This is a genomic window from Pseudomonas sp. B21-019 (assembly GCF_024749225.1).
In the GTDB taxonomy this organism is placed as follows: Bacteria; Pseudomonadota; Gammaproteobacteria; order Pseudomonadales; family Pseudomonadaceae; genus Aquipseudomonas.
The window spans coordinates 2,426,602-2,449,378 of the sequence record NZ_CP087193.1 but is presented as its reverse complement, the minus strand read 5'-3'; the positions used below and the strand labels follow the sequence as shown (position 1 = coordinate 2,449,378).

31 protein-coding genes are annotated in these 22,777 nt (G+C 57.4%); 14 read left to right on the top strand and 17 right to left on the bottom strand.

Annotated features, from left to right (window positions below; genetic code table 11):
• Window positions 1-56: 56 nt before the first annotated feature.
• Window positions 57-353, top strand: coding sequence for a hypothetical protein (locus tag LOY36_RS11110; protein WP_258673501.1), 297 nt, complete (start codon window positions 57-59; stop codon window positions 351-353).
• A 139-nt stretch (window positions 354-492) separates the two neighbouring features.
• Entirely contained in the window at window positions 493-810 is a 318-nt protein-coding gene (locus LOY36_RS11105) for a hypothetical protein (RefSeq protein WP_258673500.1), read from the top strand.
• A 203-nt stretch (window positions 811-1,013) separates the two neighbouring features.
• Here LOY36_RS11105 and LOY36_RS11100 read toward each other — a convergent pair whose 3' ends face one another.
• Window positions 1,014-1,391, bottom strand: a complete 378-nt coding sequence (locus LOY36_RS11100; protein ID WP_081626537.1) for a c-type cytochrome — start codon at window positions 1,389-1,391, stop codon at window positions 1,014-1,016.
• Window positions 1,392-1,738: 347 nt separating this feature from the next.
• Between LOY36_RS11100 and LOY36_RS11095 the strand changes: the two genes are divergently transcribed.
• The 3 genes from LOY36_RS11095 (at window position 1,739) to LOY36_RS11085 (ending at window position 4,162) form a co-directional block, all read left to right on the top strand.
• A complete protein-coding gene (locus tag LOY36_RS11095; RefSeq protein ID WP_258673499.1) occupies window positions 1,739-2,272 on the top strand; it encodes an HD domain-containing protein in 534 nt (177 codons plus the stop codon).
• Window positions 2,273-2,426: 154 nt separating this feature from the next.
• Complete coding sequence (locus LOY36_RS11090) at window positions 2,427-3,155, top strand: helix-turn-helix transcriptional regulator (protein ID WP_064617062.1); 729 nt, start codon at window positions 2,427-2,429, stop codon at window positions 3,153-3,155.
• Between the two features lie 332 nt (window positions 3,156-3,487).
• Window positions 3,488-4,162 (top strand): polysaccharide lyase family 7 protein, encoded by a 675-nt coding sequence (locus LOY36_RS11085; protein ID WP_258673498.1) that lies wholly within the window; start codon window positions 3,488-3,490, stop codon window positions 4,160-4,162.
• Between the two features lie 299 nt (window positions 4,163-4,461).
• Here the strand turns inward: LOY36_RS11085 and LOY36_RS11080 are convergent, their stop codons facing one another.
• A complete protein-coding gene (locus tag LOY36_RS11080; protein ID WP_258673496.1) occupies window positions 4,462-5,478 on the bottom strand; it encodes an AraC family transcriptional regulator in 1,017 nt (338 codons plus the stop codon).
• A 131-nt stretch (window positions 5,479-5,609) separates the two neighbouring features.
• Here LOY36_RS11080 and LOY36_RS11075 point away from each other — a divergent pair, with 131 nt between their 5' ends.
• Genes LOY36_RS11075 through LOY36_RS11065 form a run of 3 tightly spaced genes read left to right on the top strand, consistent with a single transcriptional unit; the run spans window position 5,610 to window position 8,293 of the window.
• A complete protein-coding gene (locus LOY36_RS11075) occupies window positions 5,610-6,794 on the top strand; it encodes an acetyl-CoA C-acyltransferase family protein (RefSeq protein ID WP_258673494.1) in 1,185 nt (394 codons plus the stop codon).
• Window positions 6,795-6,810: 16 nt separating this feature from the next.
• Complete coding sequence (locus tag LOY36_RS11070; protein ID WP_258673492.1) at window positions 6,811-7,662, top strand: 3-hydroxybutyryl-CoA dehydrogenase; 852 nt, start codon at window positions 6,811-6,813, stop codon at window positions 7,660-7,662.
• Entirely contained in the window at window positions 7,649-8,293 is a 645-nt protein-coding gene (locus LOY36_RS11065) for a TetR/AcrR family transcriptional regulator (protein WP_258673490.1), read from the top strand. The genes LOY36_RS11070 and LOY36_RS11065 overlap by 14 nt, the downstream gene beginning before the upstream one ends.
• Window positions 8,294-8,456: 163 nt before the next feature.
• On the opposite strand, the gene LOY36_RS11060 is transcribed toward LOY36_RS11065, so the two are convergent.
• Window positions 8,457-8,765 carry a cupredoxin family copper-binding protein gene (locus tag LOY36_RS11060; RefSeq protein ID WP_007941931.1) on the bottom strand — a complete coding sequence of 103 codons (309 nt, stop codon included), beginning with the start codon at window positions 8,763-8,765 and terminating at the stop codon, window positions 8,457-8,459.
• Window positions 8,766-8,779: 14 nt separating this feature from the next.
• Entirely contained in the window at window positions 8,780-9,748 is a 969-nt protein-coding gene (locus LOY36_RS11055; protein ID WP_258673488.1) for a metallophosphoesterase, read from the bottom strand.
• 153 nt (window positions 9,749-9,901) lie between these two features.
• On the opposite strand from LOY36_RS11055, the gene LOY36_RS11050 reads away from it, so the two are divergent.
• Window positions 9,902-10,414, top strand: a complete 513-nt coding sequence (locus LOY36_RS11050; RefSeq protein ID WP_007941935.1) for a sigma-70 family RNA polymerase sigma factor — start codon at window positions 9,902-9,904, stop codon at window positions 10,412-10,414.
• On the top strand, window positions 10,407-11,150 hold the full coding sequence (locus LOY36_RS11045) for an anti-sigma factor (protein WP_258673485.1): 744 nt from the start codon (window positions 10,407-10,409) through the stop codon (window positions 11,148-11,150). Before LOY36_RS11050 ends, LOY36_RS11045 begins: the two co-directional genes overlap by 8 nt.
• Before the next feature lie 204 nt (window positions 11,151-11,354).
• On the opposite strand, the gene LOY36_RS11040 is transcribed toward LOY36_RS11045, so the two are convergent.
• From LOY36_RS11040 to LOY36_RS11030, 3 genes are all read right to left on the bottom strand, one after another.
• The gene (locus tag LOY36_RS11040; protein WP_258673481.1) at window positions 11,355-11,930 is read right to left on the bottom strand and encodes a hypothetical protein; all 576 of its coding nucleotides are present in this window, start codon (window positions 11,928-11,930) and stop codon (window positions 11,355-11,357) included.
• 237 nt (window positions 11,931-12,167) lie between these two features.
• Entirely contained in the window at window positions 12,168-12,299 is a 132-nt protein-coding gene (locus tag LOY36_RS11035; protein WP_256597093.1) for a hypothetical protein, read from the bottom strand.
• Between the two features lie 342 nt (window positions 12,300-12,641).
• Window positions 12,642-12,836, bottom strand: coding sequence for a hypothetical protein (locus tag LOY36_RS11030; RefSeq protein WP_019649233.1), 195 nt, complete (start codon window positions 12,834-12,836; stop codon window positions 12,642-12,644).
• 178 nt (window positions 12,837-13,014) lie between these two features.
• Between LOY36_RS11030 and LOY36_RS11025 the strand changes: the two genes are divergently transcribed.
• The gene (locus tag LOY36_RS11025) at window positions 13,015-13,209 is read left to right on the top strand and encodes a hypothetical protein (protein WP_081625797.1); all 195 of its coding nucleotides are present in this window, start codon (window positions 13,015-13,017) and stop codon (window positions 13,207-13,209) included.
• A 283-nt stretch (window positions 13,210-13,492) separates the two neighbouring features.
• Here the strand turns inward: LOY36_RS11025 and LOY36_RS11020 are convergent, their stop codons facing one another.
• The 3 genes from LOY36_RS11020 to LOY36_RS11010 all read right to left on the bottom strand — a co-directional run bounded on the left by LOY36_RS11020 (window position 13,493) and on the right by LOY36_RS11010 (window position 15,499).
• A complete protein-coding gene (locus LOY36_RS11020; RefSeq protein WP_019649234.1) occupies window positions 13,493-13,828 on the bottom strand; it encodes a hypothetical protein in 336 nt (111 codons plus the stop codon).
• A 107-nt stretch (window positions 13,829-13,935) separates the two neighbouring features.
• A complete protein-coding gene (locus LOY36_RS11015; RefSeq protein WP_018927984.1) occupies window positions 13,936-14,172 on the bottom strand; it encodes a hypothetical protein in 237 nt (78 codons plus the stop codon).
• A gap of 100 nt (window positions 14,173-14,272) precedes the next feature.
• Window positions 14,273-15,499, bottom strand: a complete 1,227-nt coding sequence (locus LOY36_RS11010) for an RtcB family protein (protein WP_258673478.1) — start codon at window positions 15,497-15,499, stop codon at window positions 14,273-14,275.
• Between the two features lie 91 nt (window positions 15,500-15,590).
• On the opposite strand from LOY36_RS11010, the gene LOY36_RS11005 reads away from it, so the two are divergent.
• Both LOY36_RS11005 and osmE read left to right on the top strand, forming a co-directional pair.
• Complete coding sequence (locus tag LOY36_RS11005) at window positions 15,591-15,830, top strand: hypothetical protein (protein ID WP_258673473.1); 240 nt, start codon at window positions 15,591-15,593, stop codon at window positions 15,828-15,830.
• A gap of 11 nt (window positions 15,831-15,841) precedes the next feature.
• Complete coding sequence (gene osmE / locus LOY36_RS11000; RefSeq protein WP_258673470.1) at window positions 15,842-16,201, top strand: osmotically-inducible lipoprotein OsmE; 360 nt, start codon at window positions 15,842-15,844, stop codon at window positions 16,199-16,201.
• A gap of 52 nt (window positions 16,202-16,253) precedes the next feature.
• Here the strand turns inward: osmE and LOY36_RS10995 are convergent, their stop codons facing one another.
• Window positions 16,254-16,457, bottom strand: a complete 204-nt coding sequence (locus LOY36_RS10995) for a hypothetical protein (RefSeq protein WP_007941550.1) — start codon at window positions 16,455-16,457, stop codon at window positions 16,254-16,256.
• A gap of 222 nt (window positions 16,458-16,679) precedes the next feature.
• Between LOY36_RS10995 and LOY36_RS10990 the strand changes: the two genes are divergently transcribed.
• Window positions 16,680-17,042 (top strand): NUDIX hydrolase, encoded by a 363-nt coding sequence (locus tag LOY36_RS10990; protein ID WP_258673469.1) that lies wholly within the window; start codon window positions 16,680-16,682, stop codon window positions 17,040-17,042.
• A gap of 3 nt (window positions 17,043-17,045) precedes the next feature.
• Here the strand turns inward: LOY36_RS10990 and LOY36_RS10985 are convergent, their stop codons facing one another.
• The 6 genes from LOY36_RS10985 to LOY36_RS10960 form a co-directional block, all read right to left on the bottom strand.
• Window positions 17,046-17,744 (bottom strand): alpha/beta hydrolase, encoded by a 699-nt coding sequence (locus LOY36_RS10985; RefSeq protein ID WP_258673466.1) that lies wholly within the window; start codon window positions 17,742-17,744, stop codon window positions 17,046-17,048.
• Window positions 17,745-17,784: 40 nt separating this feature from the next.
• The gene (locus LOY36_RS10980) at window positions 17,785-18,558 is read right to left on the bottom strand and encodes a 1,6-dihydroxycyclohexa-2,4-diene-1-carboxylate dehydrogenase (protein ID WP_019649239.1); all 774 of its coding nucleotides are present in this window, start codon (window positions 18,556-18,558) and stop codon (window positions 17,785-17,787) included.
• Between the two features lie 24 nt (window positions 18,559-18,582).
• On the bottom strand, window positions 18,583-19,596 hold the full coding sequence (benC, locus tag LOY36_RS10975; RefSeq protein ID WP_230172039.1) for a benzoate 1,2-dioxygenase electron transfer component BenC: 1,014 nt from the start codon (window positions 19,594-19,596) through the stop codon (window positions 18,583-18,585).
• 10 nt (window positions 19,597-19,606) lie between these two features.
• A complete protein-coding gene (gene benB, locus LOY36_RS10970; RefSeq protein WP_258673464.1) occupies window positions 19,607-20,095 on the bottom strand; it encodes a benzoate 1,2-dioxygenase small subunit in 489 nt (162 codons plus the stop codon).
• Window positions 20,092-21,456, bottom strand: a complete 1,365-nt coding sequence (gene benA / locus LOY36_RS10965) for a benzoate 1,2-dioxygenase large subunit (protein WP_258673463.1) — start codon at window positions 21,454-21,456, stop codon at window positions 20,092-20,094. Before benA ends, benB begins: the two co-directional genes overlap by 4 nt.
• Window positions 21,457-21,751: 295 nt before the next feature.
• Window positions 21,752-22,711 (bottom strand): AraC family transcriptional regulator, encoded by a 960-nt coding sequence (locus LOY36_RS10960; protein ID WP_019649242.1) that lies wholly within the window; start codon window positions 22,709-22,711, stop codon window positions 21,752-21,754.
• Between the last annotated feature and the right edge of the window lie 66 nt (window positions 22,712-22,777).

Here is a 22,777-nt window from a genome sequence, read left to right as displayed (position 1 = left end):
GCATAGCAGCATGCCGGCCAGCACTCTTTCGCTAATCCGCCGATGCAAGGATGCCTATGTCTGTAGATCTTTATGAGTTGTTGGAAAGCGTAAACGATGAGCAATCGTTCATCGGGTTTATCGAGGCGCTTGGTTCTGATTTTTCCAATGAGCGTGTGTTGAAGAAGACGACGCCATCATCCCCCTATGGACCCGGTGCCTTGGGGTGGGAAAATGGGTCTGTAGATACGTTTCTTGATGCAGCGGCTGCTTGGGCGAGCGCCAGTAGCAGGAGCTCTCTATCGAATGCTCCGGTATCAAACGTATGGCTGCGTTGCGCGACCATATTGTTGGCTGGCAAGTTTTATGAGTGAGCGCCAGCCCGCTCTACCTTCAGAGTGAATCGAAAAACTCATTCAGTCCGCTTTTGGTCGTTGGCAGTCGATCTCGATGGGCCGCAATCGACCAGAGGCATGCTGACCGCAAGTTATCTTAATCGAAGGAGCGTTTTTAGTGAGCGGCCATAACCACGACTTGAGAACCGACTTCATAGAGGCGCTCAAGGAAATCACCGCGCTGATGTCCATTGCATACGAACAAACCGGCCCAGTACCGGATGACCATGCGTTAGCTCAGGCAGGTTTAGAGAATGGTGGTGAAATCGTTCTCGATTATGTCGATCACAACGAGGCTGGAATAGCGTTCGAACACCTGCTTTACATGATTAATGAGCCACCGCTTATTGTTTCTGAAGAATGCACAAAGATATTGGCCCGAATCGCGAAGACCCTGGAGATGCCGTTTACAGGGGACGAAAGCAGCCGCCTATGAAGGGCCGCTATTGGCCGTTACTTGCCTGTCACGACCGCAGCCGACTGCTGCTTGATGCGAAGAGCCACCCGAGCTTGTATTAATCGGAGATTGTTCATTATCGATGTGCCCGCGCGAGGTCGACTGACTCACCGGCATTGCCCCACAAGCCCTAAAACCTGAAATGGCATTTAAATTTCTGTGCCTGCCTCTCATCTCTAAAATCATCGATTCTTTGAAATCACACCACCCATGTATTCATTTAAATCGCGTAGATCTTTAATCCTCCAAGCGTACGGCGATAGCTTTACACCATTCTCTCGCAACGTTCTTGGAATCAAGTCTCCATTTGGACGAAGTATTATCGATGATACAATTACGCCCGGATAATCATTTAATCGCTTTTTGAAAGCGGATGTTGTTAGATCAGGCGTAGGAGGATTGCTTTTATTAGCCAATGGTCCTGTTGCTTTAAGATCTACTCCGTGGCACATGCTGCATCGCTGTAAATAGAGATTTTTTCCATTAACATTATCCGCGAAGGATAGTGATGCTTGAATTAGCGATGCAATTCCTAGCGAAGCGATGAATAACACTTTCATTGTTTCTATCTTCCTTGATGGGATCAGCGCCGACTGGAGGCGATTTGGTGCGCAGGAAAGATATCAGCCATCGTGTCCGCACGCACCGTCATTTCTGATGCCCATTGAATCAACTCCTTTTCCAGGCGCATCCCGCCGACCGCTTCTGGCCGTTCTCTGCCGTACATGGTTGCAAAGCATGCTGCTCGAATCCAATGCAATCGGTAGTCAGAACGAATGCAAATGACTGGTCAGGTCGATGCAAACGGGTGTTCAAGTGGAGTGCAATTTCGCATTCTCCACTGGGCGCCTTTATGCAAGGCATCCAAGCCTATAAAGTAGCCCCTCCAAACAAGGAGGATGGAACAGTGCTCACCAAAATTGAGCTGCTGGACGAACTGCTTCAGCGCTATGCCGGAAACCTCGGCAATGACTTCACCGGATACCGAAATCATGTGTACCGAGTCATCAACTTTTGTTGCTCGCTCAGTACGCTGGACGCTGTGAATCTAGAAAAGATAGTTTTGGCCGGGGTATTTCATGATCTTGGTATATGGACGGCCAAGACGTTTGATTATTTGCCCCCCTCAGAGCAATTGGCAGAAGACTACCTTCAGGAAATCGACAAGCTGGATTGGGCGCAAGAAATTATCTTGATCATTCGCAACCACCATAAAATAACTCGGTCCCATCGCGATCCACAGAACCTAGCAGAGGTATTTCGCAAAGCCGATTGGGTCGACGTCTCCCGTGGTGCGGTTACTTTTGGACTCTCACGACAGAAGCGACGTGAGATATTCTCGGCCTTTCCTGATGCAGGATTTCACATTCGCTTAGTCCAGCTTTCGCTCAAACGACTGCTAACGAACCCACTGAGCCCACTGCCAATGATGCGGCTCTGAATTTAGTGAGCCCACCCAGGCTGTGGTGATCACAATGCTTCCAGACATTGAGCGCTTTTTTTGGGGGGGGGCGCCCATACAGGAACACCCATACCACATAAATAATAGGAATACCGACTTGCAAGAGTATGGGAGCGCCCGTAATACTTCGCGGATGGAATTTAAAGAAAGACTCAAAATCGCCCGTCGCCATGCCGGTCTAAACCAGACCGAGCTTGCCGAGCGCGCCGGCCTCACGCAGACATCAATTTCCGACCTTGAGCGCGGCAAATCGAAGGCGACAGCCTTTGCTGCTCAGATTGCTTCGGTCTGTGGTGTCTCCCCTATGTGGCTCGCTGAAGGCAGTGGCGACATGCTCAAAGGTGTTGCAGTAACCGCTGAGCGCACTCAACCAAACGTGGCAATGTCAGACATTGAGACATGGGATGACGAAACCCCGCTCGATGACGACGAGGTTTACGTGCCATTTCTCCAGGAAGTGGAGTTAGCAGCGGGCTCCGGCCGATTCGCGATTGCCGAAAGCGCCAGCGCCAGGCTGCGCTTCTTCAAGAAAGACCTTCGCCACAACAACGTTCAGTTCAGCAACGCGAAGTGCGTGGCGGTGAGCGGCAACAGCATGCTGCCGGTGCTGCGCGACGGTGCCACAGTTGGCGTGAATGTCGGCAAGAATACATTGAGCGATATCGTCGACGGCGAGATGTACGCAATCAACCACCACGGCCAGCTAAGGGTCAAGCAGGTGTACCGCACACCCACCGGAATTCGCCTGCGAAGCTTTAACCGAGACGAGCATCCGGACGAGGACTACACGTTCCAGCAAATCCAGGAGCAGCAGATTTCGATTCTGGGGCATGTGTTCTGGTGGGCGATGTATTCGCGTTGAAGGGCTGAGTTGGCTCCAACGGTTGCAGCCTTGGCAGAACAGATACACGCTCTGCTGGACGCCACTCCTCGATGCCTGGACGAGCTTGAGGCGTTCGTCGTACTGCGCGTGGCTGCACTCCCAAGAAGAATTTCAGCGCATCCAATCTCACCAAATACAGACCCCCTCTCACCATAAGAATGTGGGAGCGGCTGAATTATGGGAATACCCATTGACACAAATTACGGGAATACCTATATTTCAATTCAAGCCAACGCATCACAGGCCCAGCAGCACCAAACGTAAGGCTCAACTGAGCAAAGGGTGACATCAAATGAAATAGGGAAATGACCATGACCGTAGACATCAGCAACTACACAATCGCTACACCGCTTCCAATCTCCGACACCAACCCGATCGCGCTCGAATTGATCGGCTGGCGGGCACTGCTTGAATGCCCGGAAGTTGTTTCGATGCTTCCAGATGGCTCGCTGCAAATGACGGCGCCGACGCTCGGTGCTTCGAGCAAGAGCACCCTGCGGACGCGCTGCGAGTGGAAAGAGCCAGGCTATTGGTTGTTCGCCAGCGCTGCTGACCACTGGAACCGACAAGAAATGCGAGTCACGAAGGTCAACTCGCTGCAGAAGGTTGTGATCAGCCAGATTCATGTTCAGGGTTCGGAAAGGCCACCTGTAAAAGTGTTTTGGAACAAAGGCCGAATCACGATGGGATTTCGGTCGAGCTATCTCCAGGAAGACCCGGTGAACACGACGATTCTGGAAGACGTGCCACTCGGTGCACTTTTCAAAATCAACATTCACGCCAATTCGAGCGGCGCTGTATCCGTCTCGGCGAGCTGTAATGGCGTCAAATCCACCTCTGCAATCATGCACCTCGACAACACCTGGGACACGAAAACTCTCGCCTTCCACGGCGGCGTGTACAACCAGATCGATTACTCCGACACCACTGACCCGCAAGACGGTTCGGTCTGCATCATCAGCGACCTTTCCATCACCCACCTCTGAAATCGCGTATTTCGTGCGAGCATGACAACCAGCGTCACGTCAGCCTGACGATAACTGCCCGCCCCTCTCAATGAGAGCGCATCGGAGTGTGATCTGTAGCAAAGCAGGCACCTGACCGGTAATCAGACCAGCCACTGAGTACGCCGGGCAGAGACCGGCGCAGGCAGAGCCAGAGGTGACGACCTCGCGCAGATCACCCCGATGCGTACGGCACGGATGAGTGCAGCCGAGTAGATATCCGAGCGCAATGCTCAACACATCTCGAACTAAACAGACCACAAAAAGACTTCCCGGATGGGTCAATCATTACGACCTTGAAACCGCAAACGGTATTGCCCCGGGCTCTCCCCCGTCCATTTTTTGAAGGCACGGTGAAACGCACTCGGCTCCTGAAACCCCAACTGTTCGGCAATATCGCTGATGTTCGCCTTACTCTGGCGCAACCGTTCAAACGCCACCCCGCGCCGCACCTCATCCTTGATTTCCTGATACGAACAGCCTTCACGTCCCAGTTTCCGGCGAAAGGTACTGGGGCTCAGATGCTGTTCCAGGGCGAAGTCCTGCAAGGTCGGCCATTCGCTGTAATGGCTATGGCGCAGGCGCTGATGAACCTGCGATGCCAGCCCATGCTGGTTGCGGAAGCGGATCACCAGCCATTGCGGTGCGGTGCGCAAAAACACTTTCAGCGAGGCAAGGTCCTGAACCACCGGCAGCCGCAAGTAGTGACTGGCGAACTCGATTTCGGTGTGTTCGGTACCAAAGGTCAGGTTGGGGCCCCAGAGCAAGGCGTCATCACGCAGCGACAAACGCTGATGACGAAAGTCCGCACGATCGATGGGAATTCGCCGCCCGCCCAGCCAACACAGCAGACTGATCATCAACACCAGAAACGTTTCTTCGCCCAGCCGGCTGATCTCGCTGTTCTGCGAGCGGGTCTGCAAGCTGATGACCGCACGCTTGCCACGCACACTCAACGTGCCGCGAAAATCACGCAGGAACAAGGCGAAATTGGCCAGGCACTGACGCATGGCTTTTTCCAGCGTCGGCTCCTGAATCAATGCCCGACAGATCAAGGCAAAACTGCCCGGCGGCATACCATGGGAGTCCAACTGGAAAAATTCGTCGTTCAACTCACGAATCTGCGCCAGCCACAACGCGGCGAAAGCCGTGGCCGGCACCCGTGCTGTCGGCTGATCCATCAGTGCCGGATCAATTCCCACCTGTTCAAGGAGTGACCGCAGACGCTGCGGCTTCTCACGCAACGCATGGATCATGGGATACATGAAGTAAACCGCCACCGAATCCGTTTCCCGCATTTGAATGCCTCTCTCGTTACATCTGAACATGGCAAAAAACGCCATCACCCTTGAACAGTTTTGGCATAGGCCCGTGGCGCTGCTGATTCTAGACTTGTGACCAACAAAAAAGACCTGTTCAGAGAGCCAACATGAACCATTCCGATATTTTTGTAGTGAGCGCTGTCCGCTCTGCCATCGGCAGCTTTGGCGGTTCACTCAAGGATGTGCCGCCTATTCAGTTGGCAACCGACGTTTGCCGCGCCGCTATCGAACGATCAGGCCTGGCGCCCGAACACATCGGTCATGCGGTGATGGGGCATGTGATCCCGACCGAGGCACGCGATGCCTACATCTCCCGGGTTGTAGCGATGAATGCCGGTCTGACGAAAGAAACCCCAGCCTTCAACGTCAACCGCCTTTGCGGTTCGGGTTTACAGGCGATTGTCAGCGCCGCGCAAAGTCTGATGCTGGGGGATGCGGGCGCTGCGCTGGCCGGTGGCGTCGAGTCCATGAGCCGAGGCGCGTACCTGTTGCCGCAAGCGCGCTGGGGCGCACGAATGGGCGACATGCAGGCCGTCGACTACATGCTTGGCGCACTGCAAGACCCGTTTGCCGGTTTCCACATGGGGATCACCGCTGAAAATATCGCCGAGCACTATGGCATCACACGTCAGGTCCAGGATGAATTGGCGCTTCTCAGCCAGCAGCGTGCTGCCCGGGCAATTGCCGAAGGGCGTTTTTCCGGGCAAATCGTGCCGATTGAAATAGCGACCCGCAAAGGGACGGTTTCGTTTGCGACGGATGAGCATGTAAGGGCCGAGGTCAGTTCCGAACAATTGAGCGGCATGAAACCCGCCTTCAAAAAGGACGGTACCGTCACCGCCGGCAACGCGTCTGGTCTCAATGATGGTGCCGGCGCACTGATCATGGCCACCGGTCAAACTGTTCAGGAACAGGGTCTCAAGCCCATGGCTCGACTGGTGGGTTACGCCCACGCAGGCGTTGAGCCCTCAATGATGGGGCTGGGACCGATTCCCGCCACCCGTTTGGTGCTCAAGCGTGCCGGCCTGACCGTTGCCGACCTTGACGTGATCGAGTCCAACGAAGCCTTCGCCGCCCAGGCCTGTGCCGTAGCGCAAGAGCTGGGCTTCGATCCGCAGAAGGTCAACCCCAACGGTTCGGGCATCTCGCTGGGCCATCCGGTGGGCGCCACTGGCGCGATCATCGCCACCAAAGCCATTCATGAACTGCATCGCTGTCAGGGCCGTTATGCCCTGGCGACCATGTGCATCGGTGGTGGCCAAGGCATCGCCGTGTTGTTCGAACGGGTTTGATCACAAGGACATACGCATGAACCTACAGAACATTGGCGTTATCGGCGCCGGCACCATGGGCAATGGCATCGCGCAAGTCTGCGCCCTGGCCGGCTTCAACGTGACCTTGATCGACATTTCCGAGAGCGCTCTGCAAAAGGCAATCGCGACCGTCGATAAAAATCTCGATCGCCAGATCGCCAAAGACACGCTCACGCTTGAGCAAAAGCTCGCTGCCCTCGACAAGATTCGCACCAGCACCGATTACAGCAGCCTGTTGAACGCGCAACTGGTGATCGAAGCCGCCACCGAAAACCTCGATCTGAAACTGCACGTGTTGCAACAGATCGCCGCGCAGGTCAGCGCCGAGTGCGTGATCGCTTCCAACACGTCGTCGCTGTCCATCACCCAACTCGCCGCCAGCGTGAGCCGGCCTGAGCGCTTCATCGGCCTGCACTTTTTCAACCCGGTGCCGGTGATGGGCCTGATCGAAGTGATTCGTGGCCTGCAAACCAGCGATGCCACCCACGCCCTGGCGTTGGACATGGCAAAGACCCTCGGCAAGACCGCGATCACCGCGGGCAACCGTCCGGGCTTCGTGGTCAACCGGATTCTGGTGCCGATGATCAATGAAGCGATCCTGGTGTTTCAGGAAGGCCTGGCCAGCGCCGAAGACATCGACGCCGGCATGCGCCTGGGTTGCAATCAGCCGATCGGGCCACTGGCTCTGGCGGATCTGATCGGTCTGGACACAGTGCTGGCCATTCTTGAAGCCTTTTACGACGGCTTCAATGACAGCAAATATCGCCCTGCACCGCTGCTCAAGGAAATGGTCGCCGCTGGTTACCTGGGGCGCAAAACGGGACGTGGCTTCCATGCCTATGCCTGAGCGTTGCTCACGGTTTGCCGAGTACCGGGACAAGGTGCTGGAGCTGTTTGCCAGCAAGGGTTTCGGTCAGGTCGGCATGCGTGAGCTGGCGACGAGCCTGGGGCTCACTCCAGGCTCGTTGTATCACCATTACCCCAGCAAACAGCACTTGCTGCTCGACTTGATCGAGGAGTTCTACGAGGAGCTGTTGGCAACCTTGGGGCGCATTGAGCAACAGGCGCCGGCAAAACGCGACAGGCTCAACAGCCTGATCCGCGCCCACCTGAATCTGCACCAGGAAATGCCCTGGCATTTTCGACTGGCGGAGCGCGACAGCGGCTGCCTGAACGAGGAGCAGCAGGAACAGGTCCGCCACTTGCGCGAGCAATACGAATGCAAATTGCTGCTGATGCTCGGAGCCAAACCCCGCGTGAGCGAACCGGCGCAACGGGCCGCGGGTCGAGCCATTGCAGCCTTGCTCAACAGCGCGCCCAGTTGGCTGATGCAACATTCGCTGGATGAACAAGAGCGCGATAATTTGATGGAAAACATGGTGAGTGGCGCCATCGAGCGATTATTGGCGCCAAAGACGCGTAATTGGGTGACGACTGCCAACGCGGGCGACAGTACGAAGCAGCCAACGACGAAATAACAAGCCTGAGCGGCGCTTCCTCGAACTGCGTCATCAGCAGATTCCGTACGACAAAGCCCCGATTATTCGGGGCTTTGTCATTTCTGGGGATACCTGCTGAGTGAGCCGGCAGACGTCGGAACAGTCGAAGGCTGCGGTCTTTAAACCTTCCAGCGCCCTTTGTTTACTGGGTGACTACAATCTTCCCGATCATCTGCGGGTGCAGCGCACAAAAATACTCGAACTCTCCCGGCGTATTGAACACCCAGGAAAAACTGTCATTCGTATCCAGCGCCCCCGAGCGAAACACCTTGTGGGTTTCTGCCACCGTGTGCGGAATCTGGTCGTCATTCACCCACGTCACTTTGGTGCCCACGGCCACGGTCAAATCCTTGGGTGCAAACATGAACTCCTTGATATCGATCTTCACCTCCTGAGCCCACGCCGGCATCGACAGCATCAGGCACACCACCGCCAACAGTCGCGTTTTCATCTGACCGCCCTCCCCTAGACCAGTGTCGAATCAATCAGCGCCAGCGGATGATCGCCCTGTGTCGCTCGCACATCGGTGATCCCCAGATAATTGCGCAATTGATCGGCGGCCACCGTCATCGGCCCCGGTGCCGGCGCCGCACCCGGTGCAGGTTGTGGGTAAGCCGTGCCACGGGCGGTGTGGAAGGTGATGTTGCCTTCAACCTTCTGGATGACCTGATGGATGTGCCCGTTCAATACCGTCACTGAACCGTACTTGCGCAGCATCGCAATCGCCTGATCACCATCCTCGGTGCCCCAGCCCCACGGCTGATAAATCGTCCACAGCGGAATGTGGGTAAACACGACGATGGGTGTACTGGTCTTCACTGCCCGCAAATCATCGGCCAGCCAGGTCAGTTGATCGGCACCAAGGGTGGCTTCGTGACCGGCCTGGAAGTTAAAGACGTTTACCAGTGCGATGAAATGCACGCCGTGGTCATCGAAGCTGTACCAGCCGTTGCCTTTGGTGCCCTTGCCGTATCGCTCCAGGTAAAGCTTGCCGCCGCCCTCGTCGAGGGTGTCGTGTTCACCTGGCACGTAATGCACGGTGGACGGCAGGCCCTTGAGCAACTGTGCCGCAGTGTCGAACTCCTCAGGCTTGGACAGGTGCGTGATGTCGCCGGTATGCAGAATCAGCGACGGTGGTTTTGGCAGCGCGATGACCTTGTCGATCGCCACCTGTAACGTCTTGGCCGGCTCCGGGTTGGCTTCCTTGTTGAAGCCGATGTGCGAGTCGCTGATTTGCACGAAGTGAAACGTGCTGGCCAGTGCCTTGGGGTCGGCGACGTTGCCTGCCTCATCCAGCGCAAAGGCCCGGGGAATGCCGCCGCTCAGGGCCCAGATGACTCCTGCCCCAGCCCACGCCGAGCACTTGAGCAGCGTTCGGCGGTCAGGGTTCAGCAAGTCGTCGGTGCGCACTGGTGGGATTGATTGAATGTCCATCGGTATGTCCTCGCAAGCGGACTACAGTGATGTAGCTGACACGAGGTAAACCTTGCGGGACGAGTGTTTATTCCGCGTTGGAAAACAAATTCTTTTCAGGGAATAAAAGACCACGCATCACGGTTATAGGGGTGTGACAGTGCGGAAGCCACTATGAAGCGATTTGAGGACCTGATTGCGCCCCATCTGGACGCCGCTTACAACCTCGCGCGCTGGCTCACTGGCAACGACGCCGCCGCACGCGATGTCGTGCAGGAAAGTGCCCTGCGCGCCTTCAGGTTTTTGCAGCGTTTCGCCGATGGCAACGCCAAGGCCTGGTTTCTGACCATCGTGCGCAACGAAAGCTACACCTGGCTCAAAGCCTCGGCCGGGCGCCATTGGGTTGCTTTCGATGACGACATTGGCGATGACGAAGGGGCACTGAGCCATAGCCAGACCCCGGAATTGCTGGCTATTCACACGGAAAACGCGGCGCTGATCCAGCAGGCGCTGTGCGCCCTGCCGCCAGTGTTTCGTGAGGTGATTGTGCTGAAAGAACTCGAAGACATGCCTTACAAGGACATCGCTTTGGTGGTCGATATCCCCATCGGCACCGTCATGTCGAGACTGGCCCGGGGGCGCGCGATGCTCAAGCTCGAACTACTGAAGTTGCACGATCATGAATGAACTCGACTGCACGGTTTGCCAGACACGGCTGCATGGTTATCTGGATCACGAACTCGATCCTGCGACGACTGCGGATGTGGCTGCGCATCTGGCCGCATGCACCGAGTGCGCGCGGCTGCATGATGAAGTGAAACTGCTGAAGGTCAGTGTGAAGCGCCAGGCGCCGTATTACCCGGCGCCGGCATCGTTAGCGGCCAGCGTGTTTGCCGCAGGTGCTCCCGCGACTCGCGCCGTCGAGCGCTGGCAGAAATGGTTCGCACCGACGTTTTCCGCGGCCGCGCTGGCCTTGGCGGCAGTGCTTTATGTGATGACGCCGGGCAGCGAGCAACCGCTGATGGACGAGGCTGTCTCCAGCCATGTCCGCTCGTTGATGGGCGAGCATCTGAACGATGTGGTGTCCTCCGACCGCCACACCGTGAAGCCCTGGTTCACCGGTAAACTCGACTTCTCGCCGCCGGTATTCGATTACTCGGCGCAGGGATTTCCATTACTGGGCGGGCGGCTGGATTATCTGCAACACCAGACCACGGCAGCCCTGAGTTACGGGAGGGCCAAGCACATCATCAATGTGTTTATCCTGCCCGTGCCGGAGGCAGACAAGCCGCGGCAGACCCAGACGATTCGTGGCTTTAACGTGGTGTCCTGGCAAGTCAACCACATGCGCTTCGTGCTGGTTTCCGATGTGGAAAAAAGTGAACTGGAGGCGTTCAGCCAGTTGCTCAGGGACGGTGCCTGAAGGGAGCACGGTTTCGCGTGCGCCGTCATTCTCTCTGTCGAGAACAATCAAAAATGGGTGCTCGCCCAACCAAGGCCTAGCACTCCGTGCCTGGTAAAGAGCCGAAGCTGGGTGAGCGGTGAGAACTCTATCCAGAGTTGCGCCCTGTGTCCCGAACACAATTCTGAATAAACCTGAACAGCCTGCGTCCGGCATAATCAGGTTTTACTCACTCCCAGTGCGCGACCACTCATCATCCATGGCGCCCGCTGTGCTGGCGACTATCCACGCCACTGCACAAGCCACTAACGAAAACGCGGCAAAAGCACCCATCACATGCAAGTAAGGCAGTACGTGATTCCACGCTCGAGCCACCCCCAGGAATGCGGCAAATAACCAGCCACTCATAGAGAGAGCGCCCAACAGTGCAAGGCGAGTCCGGGCGCAGCTGCGTAAGAAAACAAAGGGAGCCTTCTGCAGCAGCGGAAAACCGATCCGATGCAACAAAGCGCCGTTGAGGCTAAGCAGCGCGACAACACTCACCTTGGCCCAGAGCTTTTGATTGAGCAGATACGCGGTTCCTTCATAGAGGTAACCCTGGAGCACCAGCAGCAAACCACTTCCCCAAAGAGCCAATAGCGCGAGCGTGACAATTTTTTGAGTCTCGTCGAGATACTCGCGTTGCACCTGGCTCAACACATCCTTGCGCCAGCTCCATAGCTTTTGATCTGCCTGCAGCACCCTCCCCAGAGCAATACAGGTGGCAATCAGATGACCGTACACGAGTAGCATTTTGAGCATTACCTGGACCTTATTTTTATGTGGGCAATGCACTCCCTCGCACCCTTGATTTGAAACTAAATGATACAGATTCATATTTGTATCAACAAGTTAACCGCTCGCCCACCCATCCGGAACCGCCTGCTCTCCCCCCAGGTTTTTCCGTATTGCGCTGTTCCGTGAGCAACGCCGGATACGAAAACGCCGCTCAATGAGCGGCGCTGGAGAATCCCGGTTCGCAACAATGACGAGCGGAATCTAATCCGAAGTCAGCGGCTGCCTGGAGCGACTCGGCGCGATGGCCGACTTCTCCCCGGTGTCGCGATGCAACAAGGCAACGTTGTAGTCATAGCGGGATATCAGCGGCACCGGCTCGTCATTGCGGGACATCTTGAGCCATTGTCTTGTGCGCTCGATGTCAAAGGATTCGTTCCTGCTCTTCATCTTTTTAATAAGGTTGGCCGAGACCCTGAAGCGTCCACATCCAGCCGAGCATGCAACTTCTGACCAGTCTTCAGCCACATGAACAGTGTTAGAGACAGCGTGACAAATTAAGCACTTCATGTTCGATCTCCGTATCCATGAATTACCAACTGTAGACGATCCACGAACAAAGAACTCAGCGCCCAAAAAAACCGGATCAGTCCATCGCGCCACCCAGTGACAGCCTGGCCAGGTGACCTGTCAAAGGGGCGAGAAGTGAAGAGCCCGGCGCAATGGCCGGGCTCCGTTTTATCTTCTGTTTTCAAGCATCTTGTCGGCGAGCGCTTTGGCCCTTTGGATCAGCAGTTTTTGCCTGTCTTCGTGGGTGGTTTCTCCTACCACCGGTGCCGTCAGATGGCTTTCGGCAATCAGCGCAGCACAGAAATATTGGTCCCAAACAGTGCTTTGCTCCGACGCCTGTCTAATCGTTTGGTCGGCGATCATATGCGGCTCCTTTTGATGAGGTAGCCTTTTCAGTTTACGCCCGAATCACCAACAACCTACGTTGCGCAGGACAGTCGGCACTGCCAATCGCTGGCGACAAATCGTTTCCTCGACTAGGATTTTTATCGCACAGGACTTCGCCCACTGTGTTGTCGGGCGACTCACAAGGGAGAGATAGATGACGCCTACTCGTATTACCGAGCAAACCTATCGTGGCTGGTCCAGCCCCATCTTGCTTGAACTCAAGGAGAGAGAACATCAACTGGATCCTTCGGCACGCCAGGCCCTGCGAAATGTCCTGGTCGAGAGAAGGCTTATAAACACTGGCAATCCTTCTGGCAGTGATCGGCGCAAGGCTGATCCGGCCGGGTAACAACTGGTTTTAGCAATAGCGCTTACCCACCTCATCACCGACGCTGCTGGCGCTCTGCCAGCAGCGTGCTTGCAAGCCATCCCTAAATGCCAGACAAAAAAAAAGCCCAGGCAGCTGATGGACGCCTGGGCTTTAAAAATGCATAAACCGTGGTGGTGAACGCGGGGCAATATTACCCAATCAATTGATCTGTAACAAGATATTTTGACTCACCATCCAGTTACTAAATCTCGTAACTCATTAAATATCCACACTATTTTTGAGTCATCTACTGAAGACGCCGTTACAGACAATCCCGGACAGCCTGGCGCAGCGCTCCTGACTTGGCCCATGGCGGTCCTTGGTAAAGCGATACCCGGCTGCCATCCTTCGACTTCACGATATCCAGAATCTCGTCAGCTGTGATGACGCTCGGTGCAGTAATCCGGTAGCCATTGGAAATCGCGGTTTGCGTCGTTCCCGCAATCTCCTGACGCCACAACGGCAATACACACCCGGCATATTCCTTGGGCGCCTTATCGCTGTATTTGCTGACATTGGGCTCACCGGGCACCAGGGATGCGGGCAATGAACAGCCCGCCAACGCAGCCACCGTTACTCCCGCTATCAACATCCGCATGATGCTTCTCTATCCTGAAAAATGGGAAATGTAGCCTGTACGTGGGCAGACATCCAACAAACGCGGGGGTTACGCCGCTCTAAAGGAGCTTTCTTATACAGAGGCTTCTATACAGAGGCCTCTCCCTGCCCCGGATCGACCCCCGAGCCGGAATCGGTATACGAACTCGCATTCAGATACTTCATCCACCGCTCGTACGCTTCATGCTGCCATTTCGTGACCCGTTCCCATTCCGGCCCACTGAGCTGATGGGCTGAAATCAACTTCATCATTTCCGTGGTGGCCGCATCCAGGTCCGCGATCAGTTCATGCGCATGGTGTCTGAAATCATCAGTCGCCGTCATTTGAGATACCTCGCCCCAGCGAATAGATCGCTATCTCAATACGACAGCAGAGCTGTTCGCTCCCGTTGATTTTCCCGACCAGTGGAAGCACCTTCCATCCTTAGCCCTTCACGCACACCACCTGCCGCAAGGTGTGGAGCACTTCCACCAGATCACGCTGGGCATACATGACTTTGTCGATGTCCTTGTAGGCCATCGGAATCTCGTCGATAACCGCAGCGTCCTTACGGCATTCCACATGAGCGGTCGCGCGGATCTGGTCGGCGACGGTGAAGGTGTTTTTGGCTTTGGTACGGCTCATGGTGCGACCGGCGCCGTGGCTGCAGGAACAGAACGATTGCTCGTTGCCGAGGCCGCGAACGATGAAGCTTTTGGCCCCCATGGAGCCGGGAATGATCCCCAGTTCGCCCTTCTGCGCCGAGACCGCGCCCTTGCGAGTGACCAGGATGTCCTCACCGAAGTGCCGCTCTTTCTGTACGTAATTGTGGTGGCAGTTCACGGCCTCCAGCGCGACCTCGAAGGGTTTGCGGATCACTTGCCGCGCCGCGTGAATCACCGCTTGCATCATCAAGGCACGGTTCTGCCGAGCAAAGTCCTGAGCCCAGCCCACCGCTTCGACGTAGTCATCGAAGTGCCGGCTGCCCTCCTTGAAGTAAGCCAGGTCGCGGTCCGGCAGGTTGGCGATGTGCTCGCGCATGTCAGCCTGGGCCAATTGAATGAACAGGGTACCGATGGCATTGCCCACGCCGCGAGAACCGCTGTGCAGCATGAACCAGACACGATCGGCCTCGTCCAGGCATACCTCGATGAAGTGGTTACCGGTACCGAGGGTGCCCAAATGGTGGCGGTTGTTGGTGCTGGCGAGTTTCGGGTACTTGTCGATGATCGCCTTGAACCGAGGGTTCAGCGCCGCCCAGGCCTGATCGGCCTGCTGTGGAACGCGCTCCCAGGCGCCTTCGTCACGGCGACCACGGCTCAATGTACGGCCATGGGGTACGGCCTTTTCAATGGCAGTGCGCAGACCGTGCAAGTTGTCCGGCAAATCGGCAGCGCTCAGCGAGGTGCGCGCGGCAATCATGCCGCAGCCGATGTCCACGCCCACGGCCGCCGGAATGATCGCGCCCACGGTGGGGATCACGCTGCCGATGGTGGAACCTTTGCCCAGGTGCACGTCCGGCATCACCGCCAGGTGCTTGAAGATGAACGGCATCTTCGCGGTATTGATCAGTTGCTGCCGGGCTTCGCTTTCAACCGGCACGCCTTCGGTCCAGAGTTTGATGGGCTTGCCGTTGGCGACTTCCAGCAGTTGGTAGGCAGGTTGTTGCATGATTTCGACTCTCTTTGGATCAGACGAACATAACGCTCCATTGAGGTAAATGGGATTACTATTTCGTAGCGGGGAATTGCAGGAGGTCATCATGTGGCTTAACGAATATGAACAGCAACTTCGGCGTGACCTGCAAGGTGTGGCGTCGGATCTGAGGTGGTCGGCGGTAGAGCTTTTGCGCATCGCAGAGCAGTTGCGCCTGGCCGGCAATGATGCGGACGCAGAGGCAACGCTAAGGCTGTGCGCGCTGTTCCAGGGCGATGAAGAGCGGCTGGCGGGCTATGCTGAAGAGGTGAAAGCAAAAACCATCACTCGAACGAAAGCTCACTAGAGAGCGCTGCCATGAACAAGCCTCTATGCGCGCTGATCGCCGTGCTGGCGGCGGCAGGTGGCTGCAACACCGAATCACAAATTTACCGGGACCAGCCGCTGGTCGCCAAGGTCGAAGCCGGCATGACCAAGGATCAGGTCGAGCAGATTGGCGGCAAACCGCTATCGATAACAGACCGCACGGTGGAACCTGGCACCTGCTTTGATTACAAGCTGACCCAGGCCGGCCATCAGCAGCCGTACAACGTCAGCTTCGACGGCAGGGGCCAGGTCGACCATAAAAGTTTCATGACGTGCGCGGAATGGAGTCGTGTCCAACAAAAAGCCAGAGAGCATTCCCCCTCAACGGGCGGGATGGGCGGCGGTTACTGACCCACGATCTTACAGCGCAAAAAAGCCCCGGCATGCCGGGGCTTCAGGCGCACTATTTGTCTGATTTGTGGCTACGCGACGATCTGCCCGAGCGGGCTCTGTAGGCAGGAAGTGCAGCCGCATAGGCCAGTGCTTCCTCTCGGCTGCCAAAGGATCCAAGCCGGTCACCTTTGGTGCACACCCGCCACGGGCCACTGTTCACGCTGAGTACGTCATAGCCGTTCATGTGCATTTTGGTCAGCATCGGAACGCTCATTAGTCACCTCCATTTCGGCAGTGATAGTCCAGGGTCCACTCAGTTACCTTACACCCGACTTTCACTGAAGTGCCGACCAGACGTCGCGTCAGGATTCCGGCAGTTAAATGCACTTTCAACCGCCCTGTCGACTCTAACCCTTGAAGCAGACACGTCTGCGGATTGCGGTCTGAATATTGCATTTTTATGACTGCTTTATGACAACCGGCAGTCAGGTAATCCATGAAAGTACGCGCAACCGTCATTTGCGAGCAGGACCGGCACATTCTCCTGGTGCGCAAACCCAGGGGGCGCTGGACCCTGCCGGGCGGAAAAATCGAGCCCGGCGAAACCATCGCGGGCGCGGCCACAAGAGAGCTCTATGAAGAAACCGGGCTTGGGGTCGACGGCCTGCTGTACTTGATGGAGCTGGACACGGCCAGCACCCGCCACCATGTCTACGAAGCGTCGGTCGTAAACCTGGCGGAGGCTCGGCCACGGAATGAAATCTTCGACTGCATCTGGTACCCGCTGGACGCCGTCCAGAACCTGAACACCAGCGACGCCACGCTCAGAATCGTCAGAGCATTTCAGCGTCGCTTGTAAGTCCTAGGCTTTGGCCAAAGCAGTCGCGGCCTTATCGATGAACCCGGCAATCTCGGCCGGCATCGAGGCCAGCGACGCATGGCTGGCATTCAGGGTCAGAATCTCCCGGGCGTTCAGCCGCGTCGCCATCCATTGCTGGTTTTGCGGCGCGATCATCCGGTCGAAGGCAGAAACCTGATACCACGACGGTTTGTTCTTCCACGCCACCGTGTTGATGGTGTCGCCAAAAGTGCTGGCCAACGGTGCTTTCTGGGTGATGCCCATGACCAACCCGTCGATGGCCGGCAGATCCTGACAGAAGCTTTCGTGGTAAAGCTCAGGCTTCACCCACAAATAGCCATCGCTGTCGGGGGCCAGGTTCGCGGCCGCTGCCGGTGGGTGCTGCTGGGTAATGCTGCCGGGGCTTTCACCGACGTCCGGGGCAAACGCGGCGATGTACACCAGCCCCACGACGTTCGGTTGATCGCCGGCCTCGGTAATCACCGCACCGCCATAGGAATGCCCCACCAGCAGCACCGGCCCCGGTACCTGAGCGACCATTTTGCGGGTTCGCTCGGCGTCGTCGGCCAGGGAGGTCAACGGTATTTCAACCGCGCGGATGTTGGTGTAGCCCTTGTGGATCAGTTGCGCGATAACCTTGTTCCAGTGGGCGGCACCGCCCCAAAAACCATGGACCAGGACAATGGTGGGTTTATCGCTCATCAGGATGACTCCCGTTCATGGAGGGTGTGTTGCGAGCCTGTCAGCCCAAATCGCCGCCACCGACCGGCATGACCATGCCGGTGATGTAGGAGGCTTCTTCACTGGCCAGAAACAGGATAGCGCTTGCTTGCTCATCCAGCGTGCCGTAGCGCTTCATCAAACTGCTGTCGAGGGTCTGGTCGACGATCTGCTGATACCACAGCTTTTCCTGAGCGCTTTGTTCCGCGGTGTTGCGCGGAATCAGCCGCGGCGGCGCTTCGGTGCCACCGGGAGCGGTCGCGTTGACCCGTACCCCACGGCCGGCGGTTTCGAACGCCAGGCACGCGGTCAACGCGTTGACCCCACCCTTCGCCGCACCGTAAGGCACGCGATTGACGCTGCGGGTGGCGATGGATGAAACGTTGACGATAGCGCCGTTGCCTTGCTCAAGCATGAACGGCAGCGCGGCATGGCAACACCACAGCGTCGGGAACAATGAACGGCGCACTTCGGCTTCGATCTGCGACTCTTCATAGTGCTCGAAAGGCTTGGCCCAGATCGTGCCGCCGACATTGTTGACCAACACATCGAGACGCCCGAAGCGCTCGACGGCGGTGCGCATCACGCGGCTGCATTCGCTGTATTGCTCAAGGTCGGCGGTCAGGGCGAGCACCTGGCTGTCCCGCCCCAGTTCTTTCTGCAACTCGAACACCAGATCGGAGCGGTCGACCAGAATCAACCGCGCACCTTCGGCGGCCATGCGTTCCGCCACACGCCGGCCGATGCCTTGGGCGGCACCGGTAATCAGCGCGATTTTTTCGTGGAATCTATTCATGTATCTCTCCCACAACAGCGCAGCTCAGGCCGCGCTGGCGGCAAATTTCTCGTAGTAGAAGTTCGCAGGCGCGATGCCTTGCTCGCGAATGAACTGGCTGACCGCTTCGACCATCGGCGGCGGGCCGCACAGGTAGACATCGACGTCGCCATCGTTCAGATGCCGTGGCTCGATGTGCTGGGTCACATAGCCCTTGAGCGGGTGCCGGCTGTCGGGGTTGGCCACGCAGGCGCTGAAGCTGAAGTTCGGGATTCGTGCGGCAAAGGCTTCCAGTCGATCGATTTCCACCAGGTCGAAATCGTTGGTCACGCCATAGATCAAATGCAGCGGATGTTCGCTGCCCTGCTCGGCGATTTTTTCCAGCATCGCGGTAAACGGCGCCAGACCGGTGCCACCGGCCAGCAGCAACAACGGCCGGCGGATATCGCGCAGATAGAAGCTGCCCAACGGTCCGGCCAGGCTCATGCTGTCGCCGGCCTTGGCCATGCCGGTCAGGAAACTGCTCATCAAGCCGCCGGGCACGTTGCGAATCAGGAAACTGACTTCGCCGTCACGCTGCAACGAGCTGAACGAATACGCGCGGGTCTGCTCGCTGCCGGGAACCCCGAGGTTCACATACTGCCCCGGCAAAAACGCCAGTTTGCTCAGGGCTTCGCCCTTGATCGACAGTGCGATGGTGCTGTCGGACAGCTGACGCACGGCGCTGATGGTCGCGTCGTAACTGGCCTGACGAGTACGGCAGACATCCGATGAAACCGGCACCCGCACCACGCAATCGCTCTGCGCTCGCATCTGGCAAGTCAGGACAAAACCCTGCTGCGCTTCGTCAGCGCTGAGGGCGTCTTCGATGTAGTCCTCGCCCAAGTCGTAGCGCCCGGCTTCGGCGAAACACTTGCAGGTGCCGCAAGCGCCGTCGCGGCAGTCCAGTGGGATATTGATGCCCTGGCGGTACGCGGCATCGGCCACGGTTTCGCCGGCGTTGGCGTCGATGAACCGGGTGACGCCATCTTCGAAATTGAACGCAATGGAATGAGTCATGACGGCCGCCTCAGAGGTGGTAAACATCAATGACCTGGCGAACGTAGTCGTTCTTCAGGATCACTTTCTTGGCCAAGATCAGCGGGTTCTCGCCGCGCACATCCAGGGTGTAGAAACTGCTGCCGAAATAGCTGTCGACGGTCTTGTAGCGAAAGCTCAGGGTGTGCCAGTTGAAACGCACCTTGCACAGGCCGTCGGCCTGTTCGATCAGCTCGATGTTGCTGAGGTTGTGCGAGGTGCGGGTGTCCGGCACGCTGGCGCTGGAACGCTCGGTCTTGATGCGGAAGATGCGGTCTTCCAGGCCCGTACGGTTGCCGTACCAGATCAACGAGATTTCCCGCTGCGGGTCTTCGGTCAATTCGTCGTTGTCATCCCAGGACGGCATCCAGAAGGTCGCGTCCGGCGCGTACAACTCCAGCCAGTCGTCCCATTGCTTGTCGTCGAGGTAGCGCGCTTCACGGTAGAGAAAATCACGCACCGCGTCATAGGTCATGGTCATTGCACGGCCTCCACTGCAATCAGGTCGGACTGTTCGGCGGCCAGGGCCTTGAGCATGGTCTGCTGCCAATATTTGTGTTGCAGCACGAACAGGCCTTCATCTTCGGTACGCACCCCGCTGAGCAACGGGTGCAGGTCGATTTCCTTGGCCGCGTCATCGGCGCCTTCAATCCAGTGTTCGGCACCACGGGACATGTCGTTCCAGGTGGTGACGCTGCCCTGATAACCGGTCTGGCAGGAGCGAAACTCTTCCAGATCGTCTGGAGTCGCCATGCCGCTGACGTTGAAAAAGTCCTCGTACTGACGAATGCGGCTCGAACGGGCGTGGTCGCTTTCACCTTTGGGGGCGATGCAGTAAATGGTGATTTCGGTGCGGTTGACCGAGATCGGCCGGGCGATGCGGATCTGCGAGCTGAACTGGTCCATCAGGTACACGTTCGGGTACAGGCACAGGTTGCGCGAGTTCTCGATCATCCAGTCGGCGCGGGCCTGGCCGAAGTCCCGGGCCAACTCGTCGCGACGCTCGTACAGTGGACGGTCCTCGGGGTTGGACCAACGGGTCCAGAGCAGCATGTGGCCCTTGTCGAAGGAATAGAAACCACCGCCCTGCTTGGCCCAGGTGCCGGCGCTCATGGTGCGGATGTCTTCGCCCGCTTCGCGCTGTTTGCGCTGATTCTGGGTGGCGGCGTAGTTCCAGTGCACGGAGCTGACGTGATAGCCGTCGGCACCGTTCTCGGCGGTAAGTTTCCAGTTGCCTTCGTAGATGTAGCTGGAGGAACCGCGCAGTACTTCCAGGCCGTCGGCGGACTGGTCGACGATCATGTCGATGATCTTCGCCGACTCGCCCAGGTGCTCCACCAACGGCACCACGTCGGCCTTGAGGCTGCCGAACAGGAAACCGCGATAGGACTCGAAACGCGCGACTTTGGTCAGGTCGTGGGAGCCTTCGCAATTGAAGCTCGCCGGGTAGCCGGCCGCCGCCGGGTCCTTGACCTTGAGCAGCTTGCCGGAGTTGTTGAACGTCCAGCCGTGGAACGGGCAAGTGTACGAACTCTTGTTGCCGGTCTTGTGCCGGCAGAGCATCGCCCCGCGGTGGCTGCACGCATTGATAAAGGCGTTCAACACGCCATCCTTGTTGCGCGCGATGAAGATCGACTGGCGCCCCATGGTGGTGGTGTAGAAGTCGTTGTTGTTGGGGATCTGGCTTTCGTGCGCCAGGTACAGCCAGTTGCCTTCGAAGATGTGTTCCATCTCGAGGTCGAACAGCCGCGGGTCAGTGAACATCTCCCGCTTGCAGCGATAGATACCCTGTTCAGGGTTTTCTTCAAGCAGGGAGTGAAGGTATTCGGGTCGCAGGGACATGGCCGCCGCCTCCATTGTTTTTATTCAGGCAGGGCCATGCTAGGACGTGGGGATGGGGCGGACTATCCGCGGGGTGCAGACCTGTATCCGTTTTGTGCAAAGGGCGGTCGGTGGTTGATGGTTGCCAATGTGGCGAGGGAGCTTGCTCCCGCTGGGCTGCGAAGCGGCCCCCGGCATTCTGTCAGGCACACCGCGTCGGCAGGATTTACGACTGCTGCGCAGCCGAACGGGGGCAAGCCCCCTCGCCACAAGCAAGCTCCCTCGCCACAGGTTATGCGTCAAACCTCCCTGGCAATCAGTGACGGCGCTTGAGGGTGTCAGAAGGCAATTCGCCGAACTGTTTACGGTAGCTGTCGGAGAACCGGCCCAGGTGCAGGAAGCCGTAATCCATGGCCACTTCCGTGACGTTGCGCACGTTGCAGGTCGGGTCGCTCAGGTTGGCGTGAATGCGTTCGAGCTTCTTCTGCCGGATGTAGTTTTTCGGCGTGTCCCCCGCATTGCGTTCGAACAGCCCATACAGCGAACGCAAGCTCATCCGCGCCTGGCGCGCCAGTTCTTCGCTGTCGATGTCTTGCTTGAGGTTGCAGGCGATGTAATCGACCAGCGCCTCGAACGTGGCCGAGGCTGAGCCGGGATCGGTGCGCATGACGTTGGTTTTCATCAGGCCGAGCATCTTGCTGACCACGATTTGCGCATAGTGCTCCTGCACGCGAGGAATCGGCTCGGAAGCCTCGGCTTCCTGGCAAATCATCGCCAGCAGGCCGACGAAGCCTTCCAGTTGATTGAGCTGATAACGGTTCTCCAGAAACCGCACGCCCTGCCCCGGATACCGCCAACGCTGCTCCTCGCACACCGATTCCAGCAGCCGGGTGGGGACTTTCAGGATGAATTTTTCGCAATCACTGGAATAGGTCAGATCCACCGGATCGTCCGGATTGATCAGCAGCAACTCGCCGGGCGCGAAGTAATGTTCCTGACCATGGCCACGCCACAGACAATTGCCGCGCAACAGCACTTGCAAGTGATAGATGCTGTCCAGCGCGCCAGAGGTAACCCGCACGCTGGCGCCATAACTGATGCGGCACAGATCAAGGCTGGCAAACTTGCGATGATCGAGGCTGGCCAGCGGCCGGCCGGCCCTGGGCATCTGCAGGCAATGGTTGCCGACATGCTGATTGACATAGCCCGACACCGCATACGGGTCTGCATGGTCGAAGACTCTGCTGCGATGACTCAACAATTGCGCTTGCATCATCGGTTCACTCTCATTGTTGTTATCAGTGGCGCCGCCATTCTAGGGCCGAAACACAGAAGGCCACGA